This is a genomic window from Brucella sp. TWI559 (assembly GCF_039674265.1).
In the GTDB taxonomy this organism is placed as follows: Bacteria; Pseudomonadota; Alphaproteobacteria; order Rhizobiales; family Rhizobiaceae; genus Brucella; species Brucella chromiisoli.
The window spans coordinates 17093-35740 of record NZ_JBDJNE010000020.1 but is presented as its reverse complement, the minus strand read 5'-3'; the positions used below and the strand labels follow the sequence as shown (position 1 = coordinate 35740).

The window sequence follows — 18648 nt, the reverse complement described above, 5'->3', positions numbered from 1 at the left end:
AAAACGCCGCTTGAACCACCAGGCCAAAGCGGCTTAAATCAACCCCCAAACCGAGCCGGAAACTCCAATCTTCAAAAGCACAAATAGTCTCAAATCATTCGACGACGGACATGTCACAAAAGGTTAGGACCCATAAAGTGACTGATCATTCATATAGCACGGGTTTACCCGGAAATCTAGGCGCACAGAACGGCAACGGCATTCGCATGTCCAGCCGTGAAATCGCAACGCTTACGAAAAAGCGTCACCCAGACGTGACGCGTGACATTGAGAAAATGCTGACAGAGCTCAAAGAAGATGTGAGCAAATTTGCTCACATTTATCAAGACAGTCGAAATCGCGACCAAACCGAATATCTCCTTGATCGCGAACTAACTGAGACTTTGCTGCTAGGGTACAGCGCCCTCCTCCGTCGGAAGGTCATTGCTCGCATGCGAGAGCTTGAGGAAGCACTGCACGCAACGCAGCGGCCACTAACCCCAGCCGAAATGTTTCTTCACAGCGCCCAGACGATGGTCGCGATTGAACAGCGGCAGGCAGCTCAGGCTGCGGAGCTCCAATCCGTCAGGGACGAAATGAAAATCGTCTCGAATGCGCACGTCATCCTCGACAAGATGCCGACCGATTGCGAGTCTATTGAGCGCATTAGAGAACGTATCGGTAAAACCTACGGGCTCTCTCATGCGATCAGCACGACGGTTGTCCGCGACACGCCATACGCTCCCACCGTGAGGGTTCTTGTCCGGAATACTCATCTGGACGCCGATGGAGCGCACTATTCTGGCTATGCGAAAAAAGAAATAACCGCGATTTTTAAACGATTTGTCTCTGAATGCGTACAGGTCACACCTACAATGTGCACGCATCCTTACATCGAGGGCCGCTTTCGTCTCGTAAAGGGAGAAAGCAAATGAACTTTGACCCAAGCAGCTACTCACTATTGACGGATATCGCATCGAGAGCGCTGGACGTTGATCAGTTCGAGAGCCAGCGCAAAGCAGATCGCAAAGTTCTTCTCTATGCTTACAACAAATGGAAGAACAAGAACCAGATAGAGCATGTCGAGCGTGACAGTCTCGAATGGGTTCAGATGATGGTTGCCACAAAGCGTGAATATGAGCAATTCGAAGCCGCCAAGAATGACGAGCGAAATGCAAAGCGCAGGCTGCAAACTGCAATCAAGCGTTACAGGCAAGCGACCCTTTCCTGAAGAATAGCAGCGAGCGCGATCAGCCGCGCTCCACCCTTTCAAATCCCTGGAGAAATCCAATGACGGAACAGAACATTCCGGCTAACGCCGAAGGCTTGTCTAAAAGCGAAAACGAAATCAAAGCAGCCTTTGAGGCTGGTTTGACGCTTTGCTCCCTACTCAACATTTGCCGCGCTGCTACGTATTTTCTTGAAGAAGACGATGGAAATTATGCGAGAACTATTCCGGCAGACCTCGCGAAAGTTCTGGAACACGCTGAACATCTGGCCACCAACGTTCTTTTAGGCTTAGAAACGGCAGGTGCAGCATGAGTGCGTTGCCAGACATCACCACGCCGTCACAAACAAGACTGCCAATAGATCAGATGGAAATGGGTATGGATTTGTTGCGTACCGTCCATGCGGCTTTGCAGGGGCATTCGTTTCTCGACAATAACGTACTGACGGCATTGAGCGGCACCATGTTCGTAGCGCTTGATATTCTTGGCCCTGTCCGCGACGTGCTGAACAAGGCTGAACGATTAGCCCCAAAAACACGAATGCGGTCTAATCTCTCTGATGCAATCAACGAGTATCTGGCCGGAAGCGTTGCTTTTCAGGGATGGGAGAAGCTTGATTACCCCGACGAGGAAGCAGCTATCGCCGGAACCTACGGCCCACCTATGGAAAGGCTCGAAAAATGGGACGCACCCGCAGAAAGCCTTGAAGATGTGCGCGAAGCAATACGACTGGCATTCGCTGAACAAGCCCTCATTAGCGATATTGCCACGGAGCCATTACGGGCCGCATTGATCTATTTAGAGAAAGTGACAGGCTGGAACGAGCAGAAGGGCGCAGAGATATGAACCGGCGCTTTTTTCTCAAGCTTTTCCCTGTCGTAAGCGCTGCTGTTGCCATTCCAGCAGTAACAGCGGTCACCAGTGAAGCCATGATGCAAATCGTTTCGGATCCTGTCGCCAGCAAATGGCAGGGCGACGGGCTATATGAGGTCTTAGACGGTGACAACGTTAAGATATTGAGCGTCGTTCGTTGGAGCGCTTACGATGATCCGAACGATGGGCGATGTTTCCGCTTCTCGCCTCGCATACCCCTTCGGGGCGGTGAAATCGTCTATCGATATGAATACATCATTGATGATTATCTCATGCGCAAGGTAGGGGAGTTTTGACATGAGCAGTATGATTGATCGCCCTCGCCTTCGTCGGAAAGACGTACCGGATTACCTGCGGATCACGCACGGCATTGATATTGCTTATGCAACATTGGAAAAGCTCGCCAGTGTCGGCGGCGGTCCAGCGATGCAGTACGTTGGCCGGTTCCCGCTCTACCACAAAGATGATTTGGACAAATGGGCCAATGAACGATTATCGCCTACCGTCCGCTCGACTTCTGAACGCTGATCATTTGGCCGGGGCTTTCCCGGCCATTTGCTTTTCAACTTCTTGAGCAATCTTATCCGCTGCTGCGACAAGCACACTATCAAGGCGGTGTGTGTACCTGCTGGTAATCCCGCCTCCAGTATGACCAAGCATCGCGCCGATGGTGCTATCTGAAAATCCGAGGTCAGCACCCACACTTGCAAACGAATGGCGCAGAACGTGAGGCGTCACATCGTCAAATCCTGACGCTTCGAACAATGCACGGTAGAACCGCTTGAGACCCGCGTAAGGCCTGTTCTCTAGACGCTTTGCGGGGAATACATATTCGTTCTGAGGATCGCGCTCCAGCCCCTTTAAAAGCTCAACGCCCGGACTACCAAGGGGGCGAACCGACTTTCCGGTTTTTGTATCCTCCAGCTTCAGCACTGAATTTTCGAAATCAACTTCCGACCAGCGTAGCTTCTCGATTTCACCAATACGGCAGCCAGTATAAGCCGCCAGCCGTAATGACATGACCCCTTGCCAAGCTTTTGTTTCATCGCCTTCAGCTTCTTTTAGAGCTTTCCCGAACGCTGCATATTCATCTGGGTTCAGCCGTCTGTCGCGCTTTCCAATGGCTGGCTTTTTGACGCCATGAGTAGGGTTGATTTCAATGATGCCTTCGGAGACGGCATAGGTAAGGATAGCACCCAGCGCCGCGACCGTTCTTGTTGCAGAACCGGCTCCACCAGACACCTGCACCCTTCCGCGCAGTTTTCCGGATTTTGCCTTCGCTTTAGCGGTTTTACCAGCTGAAACATCACGTATGAATTTAACAATGTCTGCACGCTTAAGGTCCGCAACCAATCTGGTTCCGAGCAAAGGTAATACGTGGGCGGAGACCATGCTACGATCGGTATCCACTGATGCTTTTTTCTTAGGCTGACCCCTTCGCCCTATTATCAAACCTTTTTCGGCAAGTTCGAAGTAGTTCTGGCAAAGTTCTGTAACCGTAAGCGATGTTCGCCTTGTTTTGCGCTCCAAGGCGGGATCATCACCGCGCAACGCATCACTAAGATTGATACGCGCCATTTTTCGTGCATCATCCACGGTCAGCTTGCCAAAACCGCCGAGCGACATTCGCTTCCGTTGACCAGCTTGATTATAGTAATCGACATAGAATGATTTTTTGCCAGTATTGAAAACTCGGACACCAAAGCCGGGCAATTCCGAACACCAGAGAAAATATGGCTTTTCCCTAATCTCTGCATTATCGATCATTGTCTTTGTAAGCTTTGGCAATGCTTGACCCCATCAGTGCGATTTCGTGTCACCATAGTGTCACCACAAAAACGAAAACACCGAAAGGGTGGAGAAAACATGCGAAAGCACCGTATGGGATTAAGTTATTGTTTTATATGGATAAATAAAACTCATTGAAGATGTGGAAAACAACAGCCAGTTCATAGAAACGCCATTCGTAATGATGGGGTCAGCAGTTCGAGTCTGCTAAGCGGCACCATATTTCACCGAAAATTCAATCAGTTAACTATTTCCTTCTTTTAGCGATCGTGTCTGATCTTTTCAAAGTCGCCACCTTGTCGCCACCGTTTGCGAAAACTTACGGCAATGTGTGGCCCGGCGCTACTTTTGGCACAGACCCTACAGTTCCATAGCGATGCCAAATTCGATAAGTGATTATCACTGCGCATCAGCGAAAAATTCCAAATGAAAAATATTACCAATTATTTTTCTCGAATGGAAAATTTAAGTTGACGATATGTGCGACATTGAAATATCAATGCCTCATAAAAATAATAAAGGGGAAACTCAATGCGTGCACTTTTAGATAAAATTGATAGGAAGCTTGTTAAGCTTCTGTCAGATGATGCACGCGATGGTGCCAATCAGATTGCTGAACGTCTGGAGCTTAGCCCGCCAACGATCCGCGCGCGCCTCAAAAGCCTGATCGAAAATAAGCTATTCCGGATTGCAGGCGTTGTTAATGTCTCGGAGCGTCCTGAGCTTATCGTTGCTATTTTAGGCATTCATGCCAATGGACATGGACGCCTGAATGAAATTGCCCGGAAGATGTCCGAACTGCCATTTGTGACATCGGTTAGCATCGTAACTGGCCGATACGATCTTTTGTGCGAGGTGCTGTTTGAGGGCGACATGGAAGAACTATACCGGGTGACGAGCGAACTGCTCCCCGGTTTGGCTGAACCCGGTGTCATTCAGGGCAGCGAAACTTTTGTTGTCATGAAAGCCCATAACAAGTGGCTGAGTTTGCCAGGCGGCGTATGGGAAGATGAAGAGAGCGACAAACCCGCTCCTTAACCCAAAGACAAAATGACCATTGGAATTGGCCGCCTTGCGCGGACACGAACTACTGTTGCTCAAATGAGGGAGAACTCAAGAAATGATGAAAAAAATCAATGCGCTAATGGCTTCCGCTATGTTTATTGCGCTGATGGGAACTGCGGCACAGACCACGCCTGCTTATGCGGGAACGCTTGACGATATTATTGCTCGTGGCGAGTTGCGCGTCGCTGTTCAGACACAGGGTCCTCCCTATTCCTTCATGGACAAGAATGGCAACCGTGCGGGCAGCGCGATTGACCTGACCGAGCTTATGGCCAAGGAAATGGGCGTCAAGGTTACATATCTTGATTTCGATTGGGATGGCCTTATTCCGGCGCTGCTTTCAGGCAAAGCTGACATTCTGGCAGCCGATATGACAGCCACCATGAGCCGCGCAACGAAGGTAGCTTTTACCCAGCCATGGATTCACGTCGGATCAGTCGCTTTCACAGCTGCTGGTGGTGACTTCAAAAGCGTTGAAGACTGCAAAAAGCCAGGAACGACTGTTGCTGTCATTCTCGGATCAACTGCCGAAAAAAACATGCCTAAGTTTTTCCCTGAAGCAACCGTCAAGGCTTTCAAGGGTGGTGGCACCGTGGTGCTTGATGCGGTCGCATCCGGTCAGGCCCAGTGTGGCGTGAATGATAACACAGCGGTTGCTGCACAGGTTCAGAACTACCCAGAAGGTACGTTTGAAGTATTTTCTGAGATGCTCAGCTCAGAACCTCTTGCCTATGCCGTCAGATACGACTCGCAGGATCTGATGATCTGGACAAACCTGTTCCTCGACAACATCAAGCTTGATGGTCGCTTGAAAGAAAACCTCGATTACTGGGTCAATTCTAACAAGTGGCAGGCTGATCACTAATATCAATGAAGGTGCAGGAACCGTTCATCCTGCACCTTCGATCAAAATCCGAATGTTACCGGTGAACCATGTTTGGCAATCTAAACATAAGAGTCATATCGGAATATCTGCCTGAACTCTGGCAGGGTTTTCTGAATACATTGATGTTGTCCGCCGCAGGGTTTACCGGCGCGTTGATCATCGGCATCGTCGCTTGTGCTTTAAGCATTCAGCCTGTGCGTTGGCTGCGCAGGATCGGCATTGCCTATATCGATCTTATCCGCGCGACGCCTCTGCTTGCACAACTCTACTTCCTCTATTTTGGCCTGCCACGTCTTGGCATAGTCCTTCCGGAGATGGTGATTGGCATTATAGCTCTTTCACTGAACTCGGGAGCTTATGTGGCTGAGATTATTCGCTCAGGCATTCTCTCTATTCCGCGTGGACAGTTTGAAGCTGCATTAAGCTCCGGCTTCACCTATCTGCAACGAATGAGGCTCGTTGTCCTTCCTCAGGCGGTCAGGCCAACGATTTCACCAATGATCGGTCAGGCAATCGTGCTGGTGAAAGACTCCTCGCTTCTTTCGCTGATTTCCGTTGTTGAACTCACCCGTGTCGGGCAGCAAATCGCGCTTGATCGCTTCATGCCTGTCGAGGGCTTCGCGGTAACTGCCGCTGGATTTCTGCTGATCTACTATCTCCTCAAAGCACTCGCCGGAACATGGTCGCGCTTCAACCGCATGCCGGAAAGATAACAGGGGACGCATATGTTTTGGTTTCAAGTCGAACGCTTATGGAATTTCTGGCCCATTCTTTTGAAGGGCCTCGGAATGACCGTTTCGCTATCCTTACTCTCTCTGATCATCGGGGTCATTGTGGGCCTGATATTTGGTGTGTTTCGCGCAAGCCCCAATCGATGGCTGTCGGGCATAACAGGGCTTTATATTGATCTGTTTCGTGGCACACCGTTTCTGGTACAGGTCTTCATCTGTTTCTTCATTCTGCCATCAATCGGTATCGAGCTGTCGGCGTTTAACGCCGGAGTGATCGCGCTTTCCAACCTGTCAGCCTGCTTTATCGGCGAAATCATTGCATCCGGCATTAAGGCTGTTCCGCGCGGGCAGACAGAAGCTGCGATTGCATCAGGCTTCACCTATGCGCAACAGCTTCGATTAATTGTCATGCCACAGGCATTACGCATCGTAAGGCCATCTCTGGTGGGACAGTTCATTCTGCTTGTGAAGGATTCCTCCGTGGTTTCTGCTATCGGAATTATGGATCTCACACGTTCAGGATGGATGATCGTTCAGAACATCCCCAACGGTCTGCTCGTCTTTGGCGTTGTTGGCATCGGCTACTTCATCGTCTGCTATCCGATGATTTATCTCTCGCGTCGTATAGAGCGCGGCACTCAGTCTCCTATTTTGTAACTGGACAGGTCTAATGATTGAATTTCAGGGTCTGAACAAATGGTTCGGCAGCGCGCTTCACGTGCTTAACAATATTGATCTGACAGTCAGCAAAGGCGAAGTCGTCGTGGTTTGCGGTCCTTCCGGTTCAGGTAAAAGCACGCTGATCCGATGCGTTAATGGACTGGAAGCCTTCCAGTCAGGCAAACTGATCGTCGATGGTATTGATCTCAGCGCGAAGAATGCAGCCTTGCGTGAATTGCGAATGGAAGTCGGCTTTGTCTTCCAGCAATTCAATCTCTACCCCCATAAGACGGCGCTGGAGAACGTAACACTTGCACCTATTCATGTGCGGGGATTATCAAAAGCTGAGGCGGAAAAGCGGGGCAAAGAACTACTGGCTAAAGTCGGCCTCGCTGATCGCATGAACAATTACCCAAGCCAGTTGTCTGGTGGCCAGCAACAGCGTGTGGCTATTGCACGTTCTCTCTGTATGCAGCCAAGAATTATGTTGTTTGATGAACCCACCTCCGCACTGGATCCGGAAATGATCAATGAAGTGCTCGATGTTATGGTTAGTCTCGCCAAAGAAGGCATGACGATGATGGTCGTCACCCATGAAATGGGCTTCGCCAGAAGTGTTGCTGATCGTGTTGTCTTCATGGATCGTGGGGCAATCCTTGAAAGCGGTGAGCCAGAGAACTTCTTCAGAAACCCTCAGAATGAGCGCACACGCGACTTCCTGAGTAAGGTTCTCCACCACTGACGCGATCCGGTTCATCACGCAATTGAGATAGATTGATTATCATGGAGCATCGTCAGAAAAGCGGTGAGCGGCTTTCTGTTGCCATCATTGGCGCTGGAATTGTTGGCTGCAGCACAGCGCTTGCACTGAGCAAAGCTGGCTATAGTGTTACCATATTCGGCAATGAAGAGCCGGGCACCGGAACATCCTATGGTAATGCGGGAGCCATTGTCACAGGGTCAATAACACCGACAGCAACACCCGCTGTTATCAGGTCTTTGCCCAGCTATATGTTCAACCGCAATGCACCAGCAGTCTTGCGGCTTCATCATACAATCGCAGCATTGCCGTGGATAAGGCGCTTCATCACAGCTGGTACAACGAAAGCTGTCGATCGAATTGCAGCAGCAATGCATCCGCTTGTTTCAGAAGCACTGAAAGCGCATCAGGAATTTGCCGCAATTGCCTCAGCAAGCGACATGCTCACGCAAGAAGGCTGGCTGAAAGTCTATAGTGACAGCAAGGATTTCGAAGGTTCGGCTCTTGAGCGTCGGCTTATGAGCCGCCATGGTGTCGTACACACAGTTCTTGATCGTTCAGCACTTCTGGATCTTGAACCTGCACTTGACCCTGCATATTGCTATAAAGGCCTTTACCAACCAAATGCTGGTAATGTCCGCTTTCCGCAGAAACTCGCTCAGATTTATCTTGAAACAGCTCAGAAGTTTGGTGCGACATTCATTCGTGACACTATTACCTCGGTTCAGCCGTCAGAACACGGCGTGTTGCTGAAATCAGAGTCCCTGAACAAGCGCTTTGATCGTATCGTCATCGCATCGGGTGCATGGTCCACGACACTGACCAAACAGCTCGGTGATCGTGTCTCACTTGAAAGCGAACGCGGATACCACATCAGTTTCGGTCCGGGATCGGAGACATTGTTACGCAGACCGGTTATCTTACCCGGCAAGGGGTTTGTTCTGTCACCAATGCATGACGGTTTGCGTCTGGTGAGCGGCGATGAACTCGCAGGCCTTAAAGCGCCGCCGAATTACAAACGCATTCGCAGTTTGCTGCCGGAAGCGATCGACGTCGTGCCGGCTCTCAAGTCATGGAAACCCGCCACTGAATGGATGGGGCATCGTCCATCGACCCCCGACACACTGCCCGTCATCGGCAGATCAGGCAAATACCGGAATGTCATCTACGCTTTTGGCCATGGGCATCTGGGGGTCACCCTTTCTGCAATAACAGCCAGACTCGTCAATGAGCTCATCAGCGAACAAAAGCCAGCTATCGATCTGGCTCCTTATAGTCCCGAGAGATTTTGATACTTCAATGTCCGAATTCCCAATCAATATGAACAATCCAGCGCAGTTCGACGGTCCTCTCCCCGAGGCCGTCGATGTCACTATTATTGGTGGCGGCATAATCGGCGTCATGACAGCCTGGGAACTTCAAAAGCGCGGATTAAAAGTCCTTGTTTGTGAAAAAGGGCGGATCGCCGGCGAACAATCCAGCCGCAACTGGGGCTGGATTCGCCAGCAGGGGCGTGATTACGCAGAGCTGCCGATCATGATGGACGCAATTCATCTCTGGAAAGGTCTGAACGAGAAAATTCGCGAAAAAATCGGCTTTCGTCAGAATGGCATCACCTATCTGGCGCGCAATCAAACAAAGCTTGAAGAATTCACTCGCTGGCTTGAAGGCGCACGCTCCTATGGTATCGACACGCGTATGCTGTCTCAGGGTGAAGTCAGAACTATGGTGCCGGACAGTATGGCTTGGATGGGGGGAATGACTACGCCATCAGATGCAATGGCGGAACCATTTCTGACTGTTCCAACAATTGCTCAGGTTGCAGCAGAAGATGGCGTCCTTATTCGCGAGAACTGTGCGGTTCGGACATTGGATATCACTAATAATCAGGTGCAGGGCGTCGTTACCGAAAAAGGCTATGTAAGATGCGAGCGCGTGCTTGTCGCGGCTGGCGCCTGGAGCACACTGTTCTTGAAACGGCATGACATACGTATCCCACAGCTTTCTGTCGTGTCTTCCGTGATGCAGACCGAACCTATGAACTCGCTGCACGATGGCGCTGCGGGGGATGACCAGATAGCGTTTCGTCGGCGCGCTGATGGTGGATACACATTGACACCATGGTCCACACATGACTTCTTCATAGGACCAGACGCCTTCAGAAACTTTTGCGCTTATATACCGCAATTGCGTGAAGACTTCACGAGCACACGATTTAAACTTGCTGCTCCGCAAAATTATCCTGACGCATGGCGAACAGCAAGACGATGGTCAAAGAACGATGAGACTCCATTCGAACGGTGCCGGATTCTGAACCCCAAACCGAACCAGAGAGAACTCGACCGTGTGCTGAAACAGTTCACAAAGGCGTTCCCTCAAACAAACAAGCCGCGTATCATAAGAAGCTGGGCTGGTATGATCGATACAATGCCTGATGCCTTACCGGTCGTTGATAACGCGCCAATTAGCGGCTTAACAATCGCAACCGGAATGAGTGGCCACGGATTTGGGATTGGTCCCGGAATAGCACGTGTTGTTGCAGACCTGATCGAGTTGCGCCAACCCGTTCACGAAATAGATAGTTTTGCATTAAATAGGTTTTAGAACTGAATAATTTGCTGAAAGTTTCGACACTGTCAAATGATAACGAATTAAAATACATGAACTATCTCCTTAATAGTCCAAGTCTTCGTCCGCACCCCCGAACCGCAGAATATCTCAACCGTCTCGACTTCGTTATTCTCGACGAGCTGGGTTACTTGCCATTCGCTCAGGCAGGCGGACAATTGCTGTTCCAGCTTATAAGCAAGCTCTACAAGCGAACCTCGATTATGGATACGACCAATTTGGCGTTCGACAAGTAGCCCACTGTCTTTGGTGATGCCAAAATGACAACTGCACTCCTTGATCGGCTAACGCACCATTGTAAAATCGTAGAGACAGGCAACAATTCATGGCGCTTTAAAAACCGCTCTCAAGGCTAAAGCCGAAAGAGCTAATCACCCGCACTTGGCCTACCCTTTGCAACCCGGCCAGCGTCGGGCAGGCCAAGTGCTAATCCGTAATCAGGGGGTTAATATTGGATAAGTAAAAGGGGTGAATATTCCGTTCCGATTGACATCGCAGGATAATTGCGTCAACAGATCAGCCCCCTTTTAACCTGTGAAAATTTGCGACACAGCCGGCTCCGCTACAACGATTGCTGCAAACTCCGTATCATCTTCGAGCGAAGGCAGCAAAAGCTTGCCCTGACGTACCAGCGTGCGCCATGAAAACAGATAATTGCACGAACGCCATAACGATCCGCAACTTCCTGAACGCTCAAGCCGGGGCGCAAGCTTTCCGCAACAATCCGAGCTTTTATATCAGCTGGCCAATGGCCATGACTGTCACGCTTACTCTTATCGGTTGAGAGAAACTCCGTTCGAGGCTTCATGGAGAAGCTACGTTCTGTTCATTCGCTAACTCTCAATGACAGAACATAAAATCAAACAGAATGTGGGGCCAGAACACCGGTTACCGCCTTATTCTTCTTGTTACCATCCATCTTGAAGTACCGATTCCAGTGTATCCGCGAAGTAATCAGCACTCTCCTGTGTGAGACAAAGAGGGGGTTTGATCTTGAAAATGTTCAGATGATCACCTGTCGGTTGCATGATGATGCCAAGTTCGAGCAGTCGATCACATAGAGCCAACGTTTCTTCGGTAGCAGGCTCCAACGAAACATGATCCCTGACAAATTCCAACCCCATGTAAAGCCCCATGCCATGAACAGCACCTATCAAGGAATATTGCTGTCTGAGACCTTCCAGACGCCCCTTGAGATGGTCGCCGACCTTACGTGCATTGGCTTGAAGTTGTTCATCTTCCATAATGTCGAGGACAGTATTTCCAACGACTGACGAGACTGGACTGCCTCCGGCAGAGGAAAAGAAATAGCCTTCCTTTTCCAGCGTATCAGCAATTTCCTTGCGCGTAATCACTGCGCCAAGGGGGTGTCCATTGCCCATGCCTTTTGCAATAGTGATGACGTCCGGCACGACCTGCTGTTGCTCAAAGCCCCAGAAATGGTGGCCCGTACGGCCGTAACCAACCTGCACTTCATCAGCGATGCAAAGCCCGCCTCGTGATCTGATTTCCTGATAGACCCTCTTCAGATAGCCGGTGGGAAGTGGAATTCCGCCCGCATTGCCGTAAATCGGTTCACAGATAAAACCTGCAAGCCCCTCGCCTTTCGCATCAAGCTCCGAGAGTTTGTCGAGAACAGTTCCGACATATTGTTCGGGAGTCATATGTCCGCGATAGGTATTCGGGGAAACGACTGGATGCACCCATGAAGGACGCGTTCCAAGCGCATTCGGATTATCAGCGGTTGAAGTGGATACCGCATCACTTCCCACGGTCCAGCCGTGATAGGCTTCCAGCAGCGAGACAATATTACGATGACCATTCCAGGCCCATGCCAGTCTCAGGGCCAGGTCGTTTGCCTCGGAACCACTATTGACTAGAAAAACTGTGTCCAGCCCTTCAGGTGCCAGTGCGGCAAGCCGTTCTGAAAAATCAGCCACTTCTGAATAGTGGAAGCGTGAATTGGTATTGAGTTTCAACCACTGCCTATAAACATTTTCAGCAAGGCGCGGATGACCATGACCGATAGTGGTCACGTTATTGACCATATCGAGATACGCGCGTCCCTCCGTATCGAACAAATGCTCTTTCCAGCCACGCTCAATTTGCGGAGGGTTTTCGTAATAATGCTTCTGCGTACCGGCAAGACTTTTGTAGCGTTTCTCAAGCAGTAACGCGGATTCCTTTGAAGATGCGTCGATGGGTAAGCCAAGAAACCCTGCGGGAGATGGGCAAAGTTCAGACCATGCAGTAGCCTGCGATGGTTTGGCGAATTGCGGCAGCGCATCAGACACAGTTTCGAACTGCTGAACGTAAATGATGCCCAAGCCGTCCTGATCATTGCGAGCCACACCGAGCACATCACCCGAAGATAGCGAGTGCGCTAATCCATCACGTATGTCCAAACCGCTCAAATGTAGATTGCTCTCACCATTTCGCAAAATGAGAGACCCATCAGCAAAATCCGCACTCCCATCGAAAGGCGCAACAATCTCCGTTCCTGCGGGAACACAAACTGCAATATGCAGTGCGAAGCTTTCTGGTTCAGTGCGGCTGTTAATCCGGGTGCGTGTTAATCGATACTCACCATATCTCGTCAGGCTACATCCCGCTTTACGAGCGGCATCAAGCAAAATTTGCTGTTCTATATTGCTGGAATTCCAGTTTCCAGCCACGAAGGCGGAACTATCAATCGAAAGATCGACCAGCGCTGCAGATATTAAATCGATACTCGGAATGATAGATTTCTTTTTGGCGTGGCGCTTGGCCTCTACATCAATATCCAGCGAGAGGAATATTGCCTTTTCCATCAATTCGAATGACACTGAAGTCGCTGTCTCGAAGATAATCCGTTCATGTGCAGCATTGGCCGCTGCATAATCATTACCCGGATCAAGTCTAAGTTGTTGATGCGATGCTGCAAACAACACACAGGCACGCGCGACAATCAAAGGCCAAAGGGCGACAAGCTCTTCTTTCTCCAACGGACAGACGGCATGAAACGCCTTCACAGCTGGAAGAATTGAGAAAGAGTCTCTGCCTCCATGATGCAGCAACGATGCGCATGTTGTCGCCAGCTCGGCAATCAGCCAGCTTTTGGTCATATCCCCAAAATCAATGACCGCATATGGCAAGAAAGACCCCGAGAGCTCTCTACGGCCAACAACATTATCATCCGTGATGTCATGGTGGATAACCTGAACACGTAAACCCGCCTTTATAGGGTCAAGCCGCTTTCGTACTTGCTCCATCGCTGCAAAAATGGGGGCGGCAACCGAGCTGAGATCACTATCCTGCAGCAAGAAAGGTATCGTCGCTTCAGCATAAGCCAGATCCCACGGTGATTTTTTCACAGCGCCTGGATGCAAAAAATCTGCCAAAGCGTACGCGACATTGCCTGCAAGGGTACCAAGCGCTTCAATCGCAGTACCGTTCAAATATTTGCGCGCCGTCAGCGTTTCACCTTCGATAAAGCTCAGCAGACGAACATGATAATTTTCCGCTCCAACGGTGGCAGCACCTATGAACTCGCCGTTTTGACAAGGAATGACCTTGGGAATAACAAATGAACTATCGAAGCCATCGCCCTGCTTTGAAGCGAGATGCTGCAAAATCGCATTCTGTGCCTCGAGTTCAACGCGCGGATATTCGCTGCGGCTGATTTTGAGGACATAGCTTTCACCAGCAATGCCAACCTTAAAGTTCCGGTCCTGCTGACTGCCAAGCTCGCGCAACTCGCCCTCCAGCCCGTAAACTGAGCCAAGAATATCGGCAGCGTCCTCAATTGTAAGGCTCGGACGAGGCAACTCAGCTTTCGAAAAAAGGGACATTTCAGACATATAGCTTTCCAATAGAAATGGTCGACAGAGCGAGATATATGATGCGCTTTCTTTATGGCGTATCGATATTTGGCCACAACTCATCGGGTATTATATCGAGCGTAGTAGCGTTCAATGCGGGACTGAATAAACTCGAACGAGATGGAGAGCATCCAGTAGATCATGGAAGCAGTGATCAGCATTTCGATATGTTTGAACTCGGTCTGGCCCTGCGTTCTTGCAACATACATCAACTCCCAAACACCGATCACCGAAACAAGAGAAGAGTCCTTCAACATCGCAATAAACTGGTTGCCTGTTGGCGGAATGATGATCCGCATGGCTTGCGGCAGAATGACAAGCCACATCGTCTGCGCCGACCCAAGACCAAGTGCCGTGGCACCTTCCTTCTGTCCACGTGGAATACTTTCAATCCCTGCACGGAAAATTTCAGTCATATAGGCGCCATAGCAGAGCGAAAGCGCGAGAATGCCCGCAGGGATCGCACCGATCACATAACCAATCTGTGGCAAGCCAAGATAGATAATATAGATCTGCATCAGGAGCGGCAGGCCGCGAAAAAGCGACGTGTAGAACGTTGAAAGCCCGTAAATAACACCATTCTGCGATAGTTTGGCAATTGCACCAATAAGCGCAATAATCGTCGCGATCACGATGGAAATCGCGGAAATATAGAGTGTTGTTACGGTTCCCTGTGTGATCAGAAAACCGATCTTACGGGCGATAAACGAGAACGACAGATCAAACGAGTAAAAGAAAAGCATCAGCAAGACAAAGAGTTCAGCCCATACCGCGACAACCTGCTGATTTCTCGATAGTCGCTTCAGCAGCTTCCAGTTCAGAAACAGGATCACAGAGATGGAAAAGGCTGACAGAATCCTCGCAACAGCAGAGTTTTCCTTCACCCAGTCGGCAAGTGGGGGTACTGTTGTTCCCAGCCAATGTGCATTAATGCCAATTGAATAGAGCGCCACCATTGTGATTGCGAACAGCACAAAGCCACCAAGCCTACGCGCTGCATCGGGATAGTTGAGAATGAATCGCCCAAGCATGAACGGTCTCCTTCAATTCGGTGTGCACCCTGTGCCAATCGGCTCAACAGATGTCTTGTTGTTCTGGGGGATTAAATGCTTAACGAAACAAACTGTTGATCAGGCAGAGCGTTCTCGCCACTTGTCCTGCGCCTGTAGTTTCCAATAGGTGAGTTGCGCGACTGCAAGGCCGGCGTAACCACCAGCCCAAACAAGACCAAATGGCTCAAAAAGCTTGTAGCGATCAGCCGTACCGAGAATTCCTTCGGCCACCAGCTTGCCGCCGATAGCGGTGGTGTTCAGGCCATGGCCGCCAAATGCAGTGCAGTACCAAACCCCACACGGCATTTTTCCGATTTGGGGCATAAGGTGGCGCGCATATGCCATCAAGCCAGACCATGCGAGTTCCGTCTTAAGTTCTGCAAGCTGCGGATAGGTGCTTGTCATTTCATGGCGCAGCTCTCGCACCAGCCCCTCAGTTGAGGCGGCGCGGGTTGTTATGCGACCGCCCCACAATACGCGCTTGCCACCTTCAATGAGCCTGTAATAGTCGCCGGCTCTGCGACTATCACCGATCGCAGCTGGTGTTTTAATAGCTTCGCTGATGAGATCAGGTGCAACTTCAGAAACCATGACATAGGTTGCTATCGGCAAATAGGATCTTTGAAGTTTCTTATTCAAACCACCTGTATAACCACCTGTGGTGATCACCAGATTCTTGGTGTGAACTGAACCTCGGCTTGTTCGGGCCACTTTCTGTGCCCCCGAAACATCCATAGATTGCGCAGCAGAGTTTTCATAAATTCTACCACCTAGACGCTCAATTTCCCGAGCGAGACCGCGTGCATAATTGAGTGGATGAATGTGAAACGCCTTCGGATCACGAACAGCCTGATAATAGCGTTCAGACTTCAACACCGACTGAACTTCGTCCCTCGACATATATTCAAGGTGGTAGTTGAAGTCTCTCTTTGTCTCCGCAACTTCGGCCTTCAAAGCGGTCGCATCTTCATAGCGCTGTACGCTGATCAGACCAGGCTTGGGATCGGCAGACGCGATATTCAGATCGCGAATTGTTTCACCAACAAATTCCATGCCCTCTACCGAGAGCTTGTGGAGCGTTTTGGCAGCATCTTCACCGACCGTCGCAGCAATTTTATCATGACCGGTTGCAAAGCCGGGGCTGACAAAACCACCATTGCGTCCCGAAGCGCCAAAGCCAACGCTCTTCGCTTCAAGAATAATGACAGACTGTCCCTGTCTCACCAATTCCAATGCCGCTGTCAGACCGGCAAGCCCCGCACCAATGATGAGGGTTTCGCACTCCTCATTGCCAACAAGCGCCGCGCGTTCTTTGGTATCAGCCATGGTTCTGAAGTAATGCGTGTCAGGATAGGACATGTTGTTACCAGTCTGAATATATCGATTTTTTCCATTTTCAATTCGCACCCGGCCTGCCACGCAAGGCAGAACCGGGATTTGATTTTGAACTGGTGGGGGATCTGAAGTGTTTTTATCGGAAGCAGTTAGTCTTTGCTGTAATCCGCGCCGTACCACTTGGTCGTAAGCGTTGCGAGCGTTCCATCATCCTTCATCTGCTTAACAATTCCACCGATCTTTGCAGTCCACTCAGGATCATTCTTTTCCGCAATAACAACCAACGGTTCGCGGAAAGCATAACCGCCCTCAAGAATGCGAACCGGATAACCGTTCTTGATTGCGGTTTGAGCTGTCTGTTCTGGTGCAATAACAGCATCCAAACGCACACCATCACCCAAACGAAGGTCATCAAACGGCATCATGGAATCTTCAAAGGTACGAACTTCGCCCGGAGTGACTTTATATTCGAAAGCCGGAAGATCGGGCGCATCGATTTCAAGGCGACGATTGATAAAATCTTCCGACGTTGTTCCGGTTTCAACGCCAATAATTTTACCATTCAGATCGTCGGTCGAATGCGCTTTGCTGTCCTTGTGAACCACATAGACATAAGGGCTGTAATAATAGATACCAGCAAAATCGATTGCCTGCGCGCGTGCCTTGGTTGGCGTTACCGAGCCAACGCCCACATCGTAACGTCCCTGCCAATGACCACCGGTCAGCGTTGGCCACTCAGGAGTCTCAAAACGGACTTTAACCCCCAAGCGCTTACCAATTTCATTGGCCACATCAATATCGAACCCAACAAGTTCATTGTTGTCATCAAGGAAACCCTGTGGAGGCCAACCAACATTGGTGGCAACAACCATTTCCTTCTTTTCATTGACGCGGTCGAGCGTTGGACCTGCATGCGCCATTCCTGAAACCAGAAACAGCGATGCTGATGCGAGTGCGAAAAATTTGTTCAAGTTACCCTCCGTTGGTGCGGTTATAGTTTTGATAATTCAATGTAAAATTTGGCTCAGGAACAGCTTGGTACGCTCGTGCTGCGGATTATCGAAGAACTCGGCTGGCGCATTTTCTTCAACAATCTGCCCCTGATCCATAAAGATCACGCGGTTAGCAACCTGACGGGCAAAGCCCATTTCGTGTGTGACGCAGATCATGGTCATACCTTCATCAGCAAGGCTCACCATCGTATCAAGCACTTCCTTGACCATTTCCGGATCAAGCGCGGAAGTCGGCTCATCAAACAGCATGACCTTCGGGTTCATGCAGAGCGCACGGGCAATCGCCACACGCTGCTGCTGACCACCTGAAAGCTGGCCCGGATATTTGTTGGCCTGTTCCGGAATCTTCACGCGCTTGAGATAGTGCATGGCGATTTCTTCGGCTTGGCGTTTTGGCATTTTGCGCACCCAGATCGGTGCCAGCGTGCAGTTTTCCAGAATGGTCAGGTGCGGGAAGAGGTTGAAGTGCTGGAACACCATACCAACTTCACGGCGCACTTCATCGATCTTCTTAAGATCATTGGTAAGCTCAATGCCATCGACAATGATCTGACCCTTCTGGTGCTCTTCCAGACGGTTGACGCAGCGGATCATAGTCGATTTACCGGAACCAGATGGCCCGGCAACGACGATGCGTTCACCGCGCATGACTTTCAGATTGATGTCACGCAGGACGTGGAACTCACCATACCACTTGTGCATGTTCTTAATCTCGATGGCCACCTCGGTCTTCGAGACTTCCAGTTTTGAACGGTCAATTTGAACTTGGGGTGCTGTGTTTGTCATCAT

Annotated in this window: 20 protein-coding genes, 1 tRNA gene and 1 pseudogene; 16 read left to right on the top strand and 6 right to left on the bottom strand. The window is 50.2% G+C overall.

Annotated elements, in window-relative coordinates:
- The first annotated feature begins 137 nt into the window (after positions 1–137).
- From ABE530_RS17375 to ABE530_RS17350, 6 genes are read left to right on the top strand one after another with little or no spacing between them, the layout of a single operon-like run.
- The gene (locus ABE530_RS17375) at positions 138–914 is read left to right on the top strand and encodes a Rha family transcriptional regulator (protein ID WP_499695362.1); all 777 of its coding nucleotides are present in this window, start codon (positions 138–140) and stop codon (positions 912–914) included.
- Positions 911–1210 carry a hypothetical protein gene (locus tag ABE530_RS17370; RefSeq protein WP_499695361.1) on the top strand — a complete coding sequence of 100 codons (300 nt, stop codon included), beginning with the start codon at positions 911–913 and terminating at the stop codon, positions 1208–1210. The genes ABE530_RS17375 and ABE530_RS17370 overlap by 4 nt, the downstream gene beginning before the upstream one ends.
- Positions 1211–1269: 59 nt before the next feature.
- Positions 1270–1521, top strand: a complete 252-nt coding sequence (locus tag ABE530_RS17365) for a hypothetical protein (RefSeq protein WP_499695360.1) — start codon at positions 1270–1272, stop codon at positions 1519–1521.
- Positions 1518–2054 (top strand): hypothetical protein, encoded by a 537-nt coding sequence (locus ABE530_RS17360; RefSeq protein ID WP_499695359.1) that lies wholly within the window; start codon positions 1518–1520, stop codon positions 2052–2054. Before ABE530_RS17365 ends, ABE530_RS17360 begins: the two co-directional genes overlap by 4 nt.
- Positions 2051–2377, top strand: a complete 327-nt coding sequence (locus tag ABE530_RS17355; RefSeq protein ID WP_499695358.1) for a hypothetical protein — start codon at positions 2051–2053, stop codon at positions 2375–2377. Before ABE530_RS17360 ends, ABE530_RS17355 begins: the two co-directional genes overlap by 4 nt.
- A 1-nt stretch (position 2378) precedes the next feature.
- A complete protein-coding gene (locus ABE530_RS17350; protein WP_499695357.1) occupies positions 2379–2609 on the top strand; it encodes a hypothetical protein in 231 nt (76 codons plus the stop codon).
- Here the strand turns inward: ABE530_RS17350 and ABE530_RS17345 are convergent, their stop codons facing one another.
- The gene (locus ABE530_RS17345) at positions 2610–3869 is read right to left on the bottom strand and encodes a tyrosine-type recombinase/integrase (protein WP_499695356.1); all 1260 of its coding nucleotides are present in this window, start codon (positions 3867–3869) and stop codon (positions 2610–2612) included. It abuts the gene before it with no gap.
- 155 nt (positions 3870–4024) lie between these two features.
- On the opposite strand from ABE530_RS17345, the gene ABE530_RS17340 reads away from it, so the two are divergent.
- The 10 genes and pseudogenes from ABE530_RS17340 (at position 4025) to ABE530_RS17295 (ending at position 11383) form a co-directional block, all read left to right on the top strand.
- A tRNA-Tyr gene (locus ABE530_RS17340) sits at positions 4025–4089 on the top strand.
- A 311-nt stretch (positions 4090–4400) separates the two neighbouring features.
- Positions 4401–4907 carry an Lrp/AsnC family transcriptional regulator gene (locus ABE530_RS17335; RefSeq protein WP_499695355.1) on the top strand — a complete coding sequence of 169 codons (507 nt, stop codon included), beginning with the start codon at positions 4401–4403 and terminating at the stop codon, positions 4905–4907.
- Positions 4908–4989: 82 nt separating this feature from the next.
- Positions 4990–5799: an ABC transporter substrate-binding protein gene (locus ABE530_RS17330; RefSeq protein WP_499695354.1), complete on the top strand. Its 810-nt coding sequence runs from the start codon at positions 4990–4992 to the stop codon at positions 5797–5799.
- Positions 5800–5867: 68 nt separating this feature from the next.
- Complete coding sequence (locus tag ABE530_RS17325) at positions 5868–6533, top strand: amino acid ABC transporter permease (RefSeq protein ID WP_499695353.1); 666 nt, start codon at positions 5868–5870, stop codon at positions 6531–6533.
- 12 nt (positions 6534–6545) lie between these two features.
- Positions 6546–7208, top strand: a complete 663-nt coding sequence (locus ABE530_RS17320) for an amino acid ABC transporter permease (protein WP_499695352.1) — start codon at positions 6546–6548, stop codon at positions 7206–7208.
- A 13-nt stretch (positions 7209–7221) separates the two neighbouring features.
- Positions 7222–7953, top strand: coding sequence for an amino acid ABC transporter ATP-binding protein (locus ABE530_RS17315; protein ID WP_339512488.1), 732 nt, complete (start codon positions 7222–7224; stop codon positions 7951–7953).
- Positions 7954–7994: 41 nt separating this feature from the next.
- Positions 7995–9263: an NAD(P)/FAD-dependent oxidoreductase gene (locus ABE530_RS17310; protein WP_499695351.1), complete on the top strand. Its 1269-nt coding sequence runs from the start codon at positions 7995–7997 to the stop codon at positions 9261–9263.
- A 7-nt stretch (positions 9264–9270) separates the two neighbouring features.
- Entirely contained in the window at positions 9271–10575 is a 1305-nt protein-coding gene (locus ABE530_RS17305) for an NAD(P)/FAD-dependent oxidoreductase (RefSeq protein WP_499695350.1), read from the top strand.
- 98 nt (positions 10576–10673) lie between these two features.
- A pseudogene (locus ABE530_RS17300) lies at positions 10674–10955 on the top strand (ATP-binding protein); the annotation flags it as partial.
- Between the two features lie 284 nt (positions 10956–11239).
- Positions 11240–11383 carry a hypothetical protein gene (locus tag ABE530_RS17295; RefSeq protein ID WP_499695349.1) on the top strand — a complete coding sequence of 48 codons (144 nt, stop codon included), beginning with the start codon at positions 11240–11242 and terminating at the stop codon, positions 11381–11383.
- Positions 11384–11507: 124 nt separating this feature from the next.
- On the opposite strand, the gene ABE530_RS17290 is transcribed toward ABE530_RS17295, so the two are convergent.
- The 5 genes from ABE530_RS17290 to ABE530_RS17270 all read right to left on the bottom strand — a co-directional run bounded on the left by ABE530_RS17290 (position 11508) and on the right by ABE530_RS17270 (position 18645).
- Positions 11508–14438 carry an aminotransferase gene (locus ABE530_RS17290; RefSeq protein WP_499695348.1) on the bottom strand — a complete coding sequence of 977 codons (2931 nt, stop codon included), beginning with the start codon at positions 14436–14438 and terminating at the stop codon, positions 11508–11510.
- A gap of 80 nt (positions 14439–14518) precedes the next feature.
- Positions 14519–15490, bottom strand: coding sequence for an amino acid ABC transporter permease (locus tag ABE530_RS17285; protein WP_499695347.1), 972 nt, complete (start codon positions 15488–15490; stop codon positions 14519–14521).
- Positions 15491–15589: 99 nt separating this feature from the next.
- On the bottom strand, positions 15590–16870 hold the full coding sequence (locus ABE530_RS17280) for an NAD(P)/FAD-dependent oxidoreductase (protein WP_499695346.1): 1281 nt from the start codon (positions 16868–16870) through the stop codon (positions 15590–15592).
- Between the two features lie 125 nt (positions 16871–16995).
- Positions 16996–17766 (bottom strand): transporter substrate-binding domain-containing protein, encoded by a 771-nt coding sequence (locus ABE530_RS17275; protein ID WP_499695363.1) that lies wholly within the window; start codon positions 17764–17766, stop codon positions 16996–16998.
- Between the two features lie 87 nt (positions 17767–17853).
- Positions 17854–18645, bottom strand: a complete 792-nt coding sequence (locus tag ABE530_RS17270; protein WP_499695345.1) for an amino acid ABC transporter ATP-binding protein — start codon at positions 18643–18645, stop codon at positions 17854–17856.
- Positions 18646–18648: the final 3 nt, after the last annotated feature.

Coding starts and splice junctions, on each gene's coding strand:
- ABE530_RS17370 (WP_499695361.1), top strand. CDS start 911: ATGAACTTTGACCCAAGCAGCTACTCACTATTGACGGATATCGCATCG.
- ABE530_RS17365 (WP_499695360.1), top strand. CDS start 1,270: ATGACGGAACAGAACATTCCGGCTAACGCCGAAGGCTTGTCTAAAAGC.
- ABE530_RS17360 (WP_499695359.1), top strand. CDS start 1,518: ATGAGTGCGTTGCCAGACATCACCACGCCGTCACAAACAAGACTGCCA.
- ABE530_RS17355 (WP_499695358.1), top strand. CDS start 2,051: ATGAACCGGCGCTTTTTTCTCAAGCTTTTCCCTGTCGTAAGCGCTGCT.
- ABE530_RS17350 (WP_499695357.1), top strand. CDS start 2,379: ATGAGCAGTATGATTGATCGCCCTCGCCTTCGTCGGAAAGACGTACCG.
- ABE530_RS17335 (WP_499695355.1), top strand. CDS start 4,401: ATGCGTGCACTTTTAGATAAAATTGATAGGAAGCTTGTTAAGCTTCTG.
- ABE530_RS17330 (WP_499695354.1), top strand. CDS start 4,990: ATGATGAAAAAAATCAATGCGCTAATGGCTTCCGCTATGTTTATTGCG.
- ABE530_RS17325 (WP_499695353.1), top strand. CDS start 5,868: ATGTTTGGCAATCTAAACATAAGAGTCATATCGGAATATCTGCCTGAA.
- ABE530_RS17320 (WP_499695352.1), top strand. CDS start 6,546: ATGTTTTGGTTTCAAGTCGAACGCTTATGGAATTTCTGGCCCATTCTT.
- ABE530_RS17315 (WP_339512488.1), top strand. CDS start 7,222: ATGATTGAATTTCAGGGTCTGAACAAATGGTTCGGCAGCGCGCTTCAC.
- ABE530_RS17310 (WP_499695351.1), top strand. CDS start 7,995: ATGGAGCATCGTCAGAAAAGCGGTGAGCGGCTTTCTGTTGCCATCATT.
- ABE530_RS17305 (WP_499695350.1), top strand. CDS start 9,271: ATGTCCGAATTCCCAATCAATATGAACAATCCAGCGCAGTTCGACGGT.
- ABE530_RS17295 (WP_499695349.1), top strand. CDS start 11,240: ATGAAAACAGATAATTGCACGAACGCCATAACGATCCGCAACTTCCTG.
- ABE530_RS17290 (WP_499695348.1), bottom strand. CDS start 14,438: ATGTCTGAAATGTCCCTTTTTTCGAAAGCTGAGTTGCCTCGTCCGAGC.
- ABE530_RS17285 (WP_499695347.1), bottom strand. CDS start 15,490: ATGCTTGGGCGATTCATTCTCAACTATCCCGATGCAGCGCGTAGGCTT.
- ABE530_RS17280 (WP_499695346.1), bottom strand. CDS start 16,870: ATGTCCTATCCTGACACGCATTACTTCAGAACCATGGCTGATACCAAA.
- ABE530_RS17275 (WP_499695363.1), bottom strand. CDS start 17,766: ATGGCGCATGCAGGTCCAACGCTCGACCGCGTCAATGAAAAGAAGGAA.
- ABE530_RS17270 (WP_499695345.1), bottom strand. CDS start 18,645: ATGACAAACACAGCACCCCAAGTTCAAATTGACCGTTCAAAACTGGAA.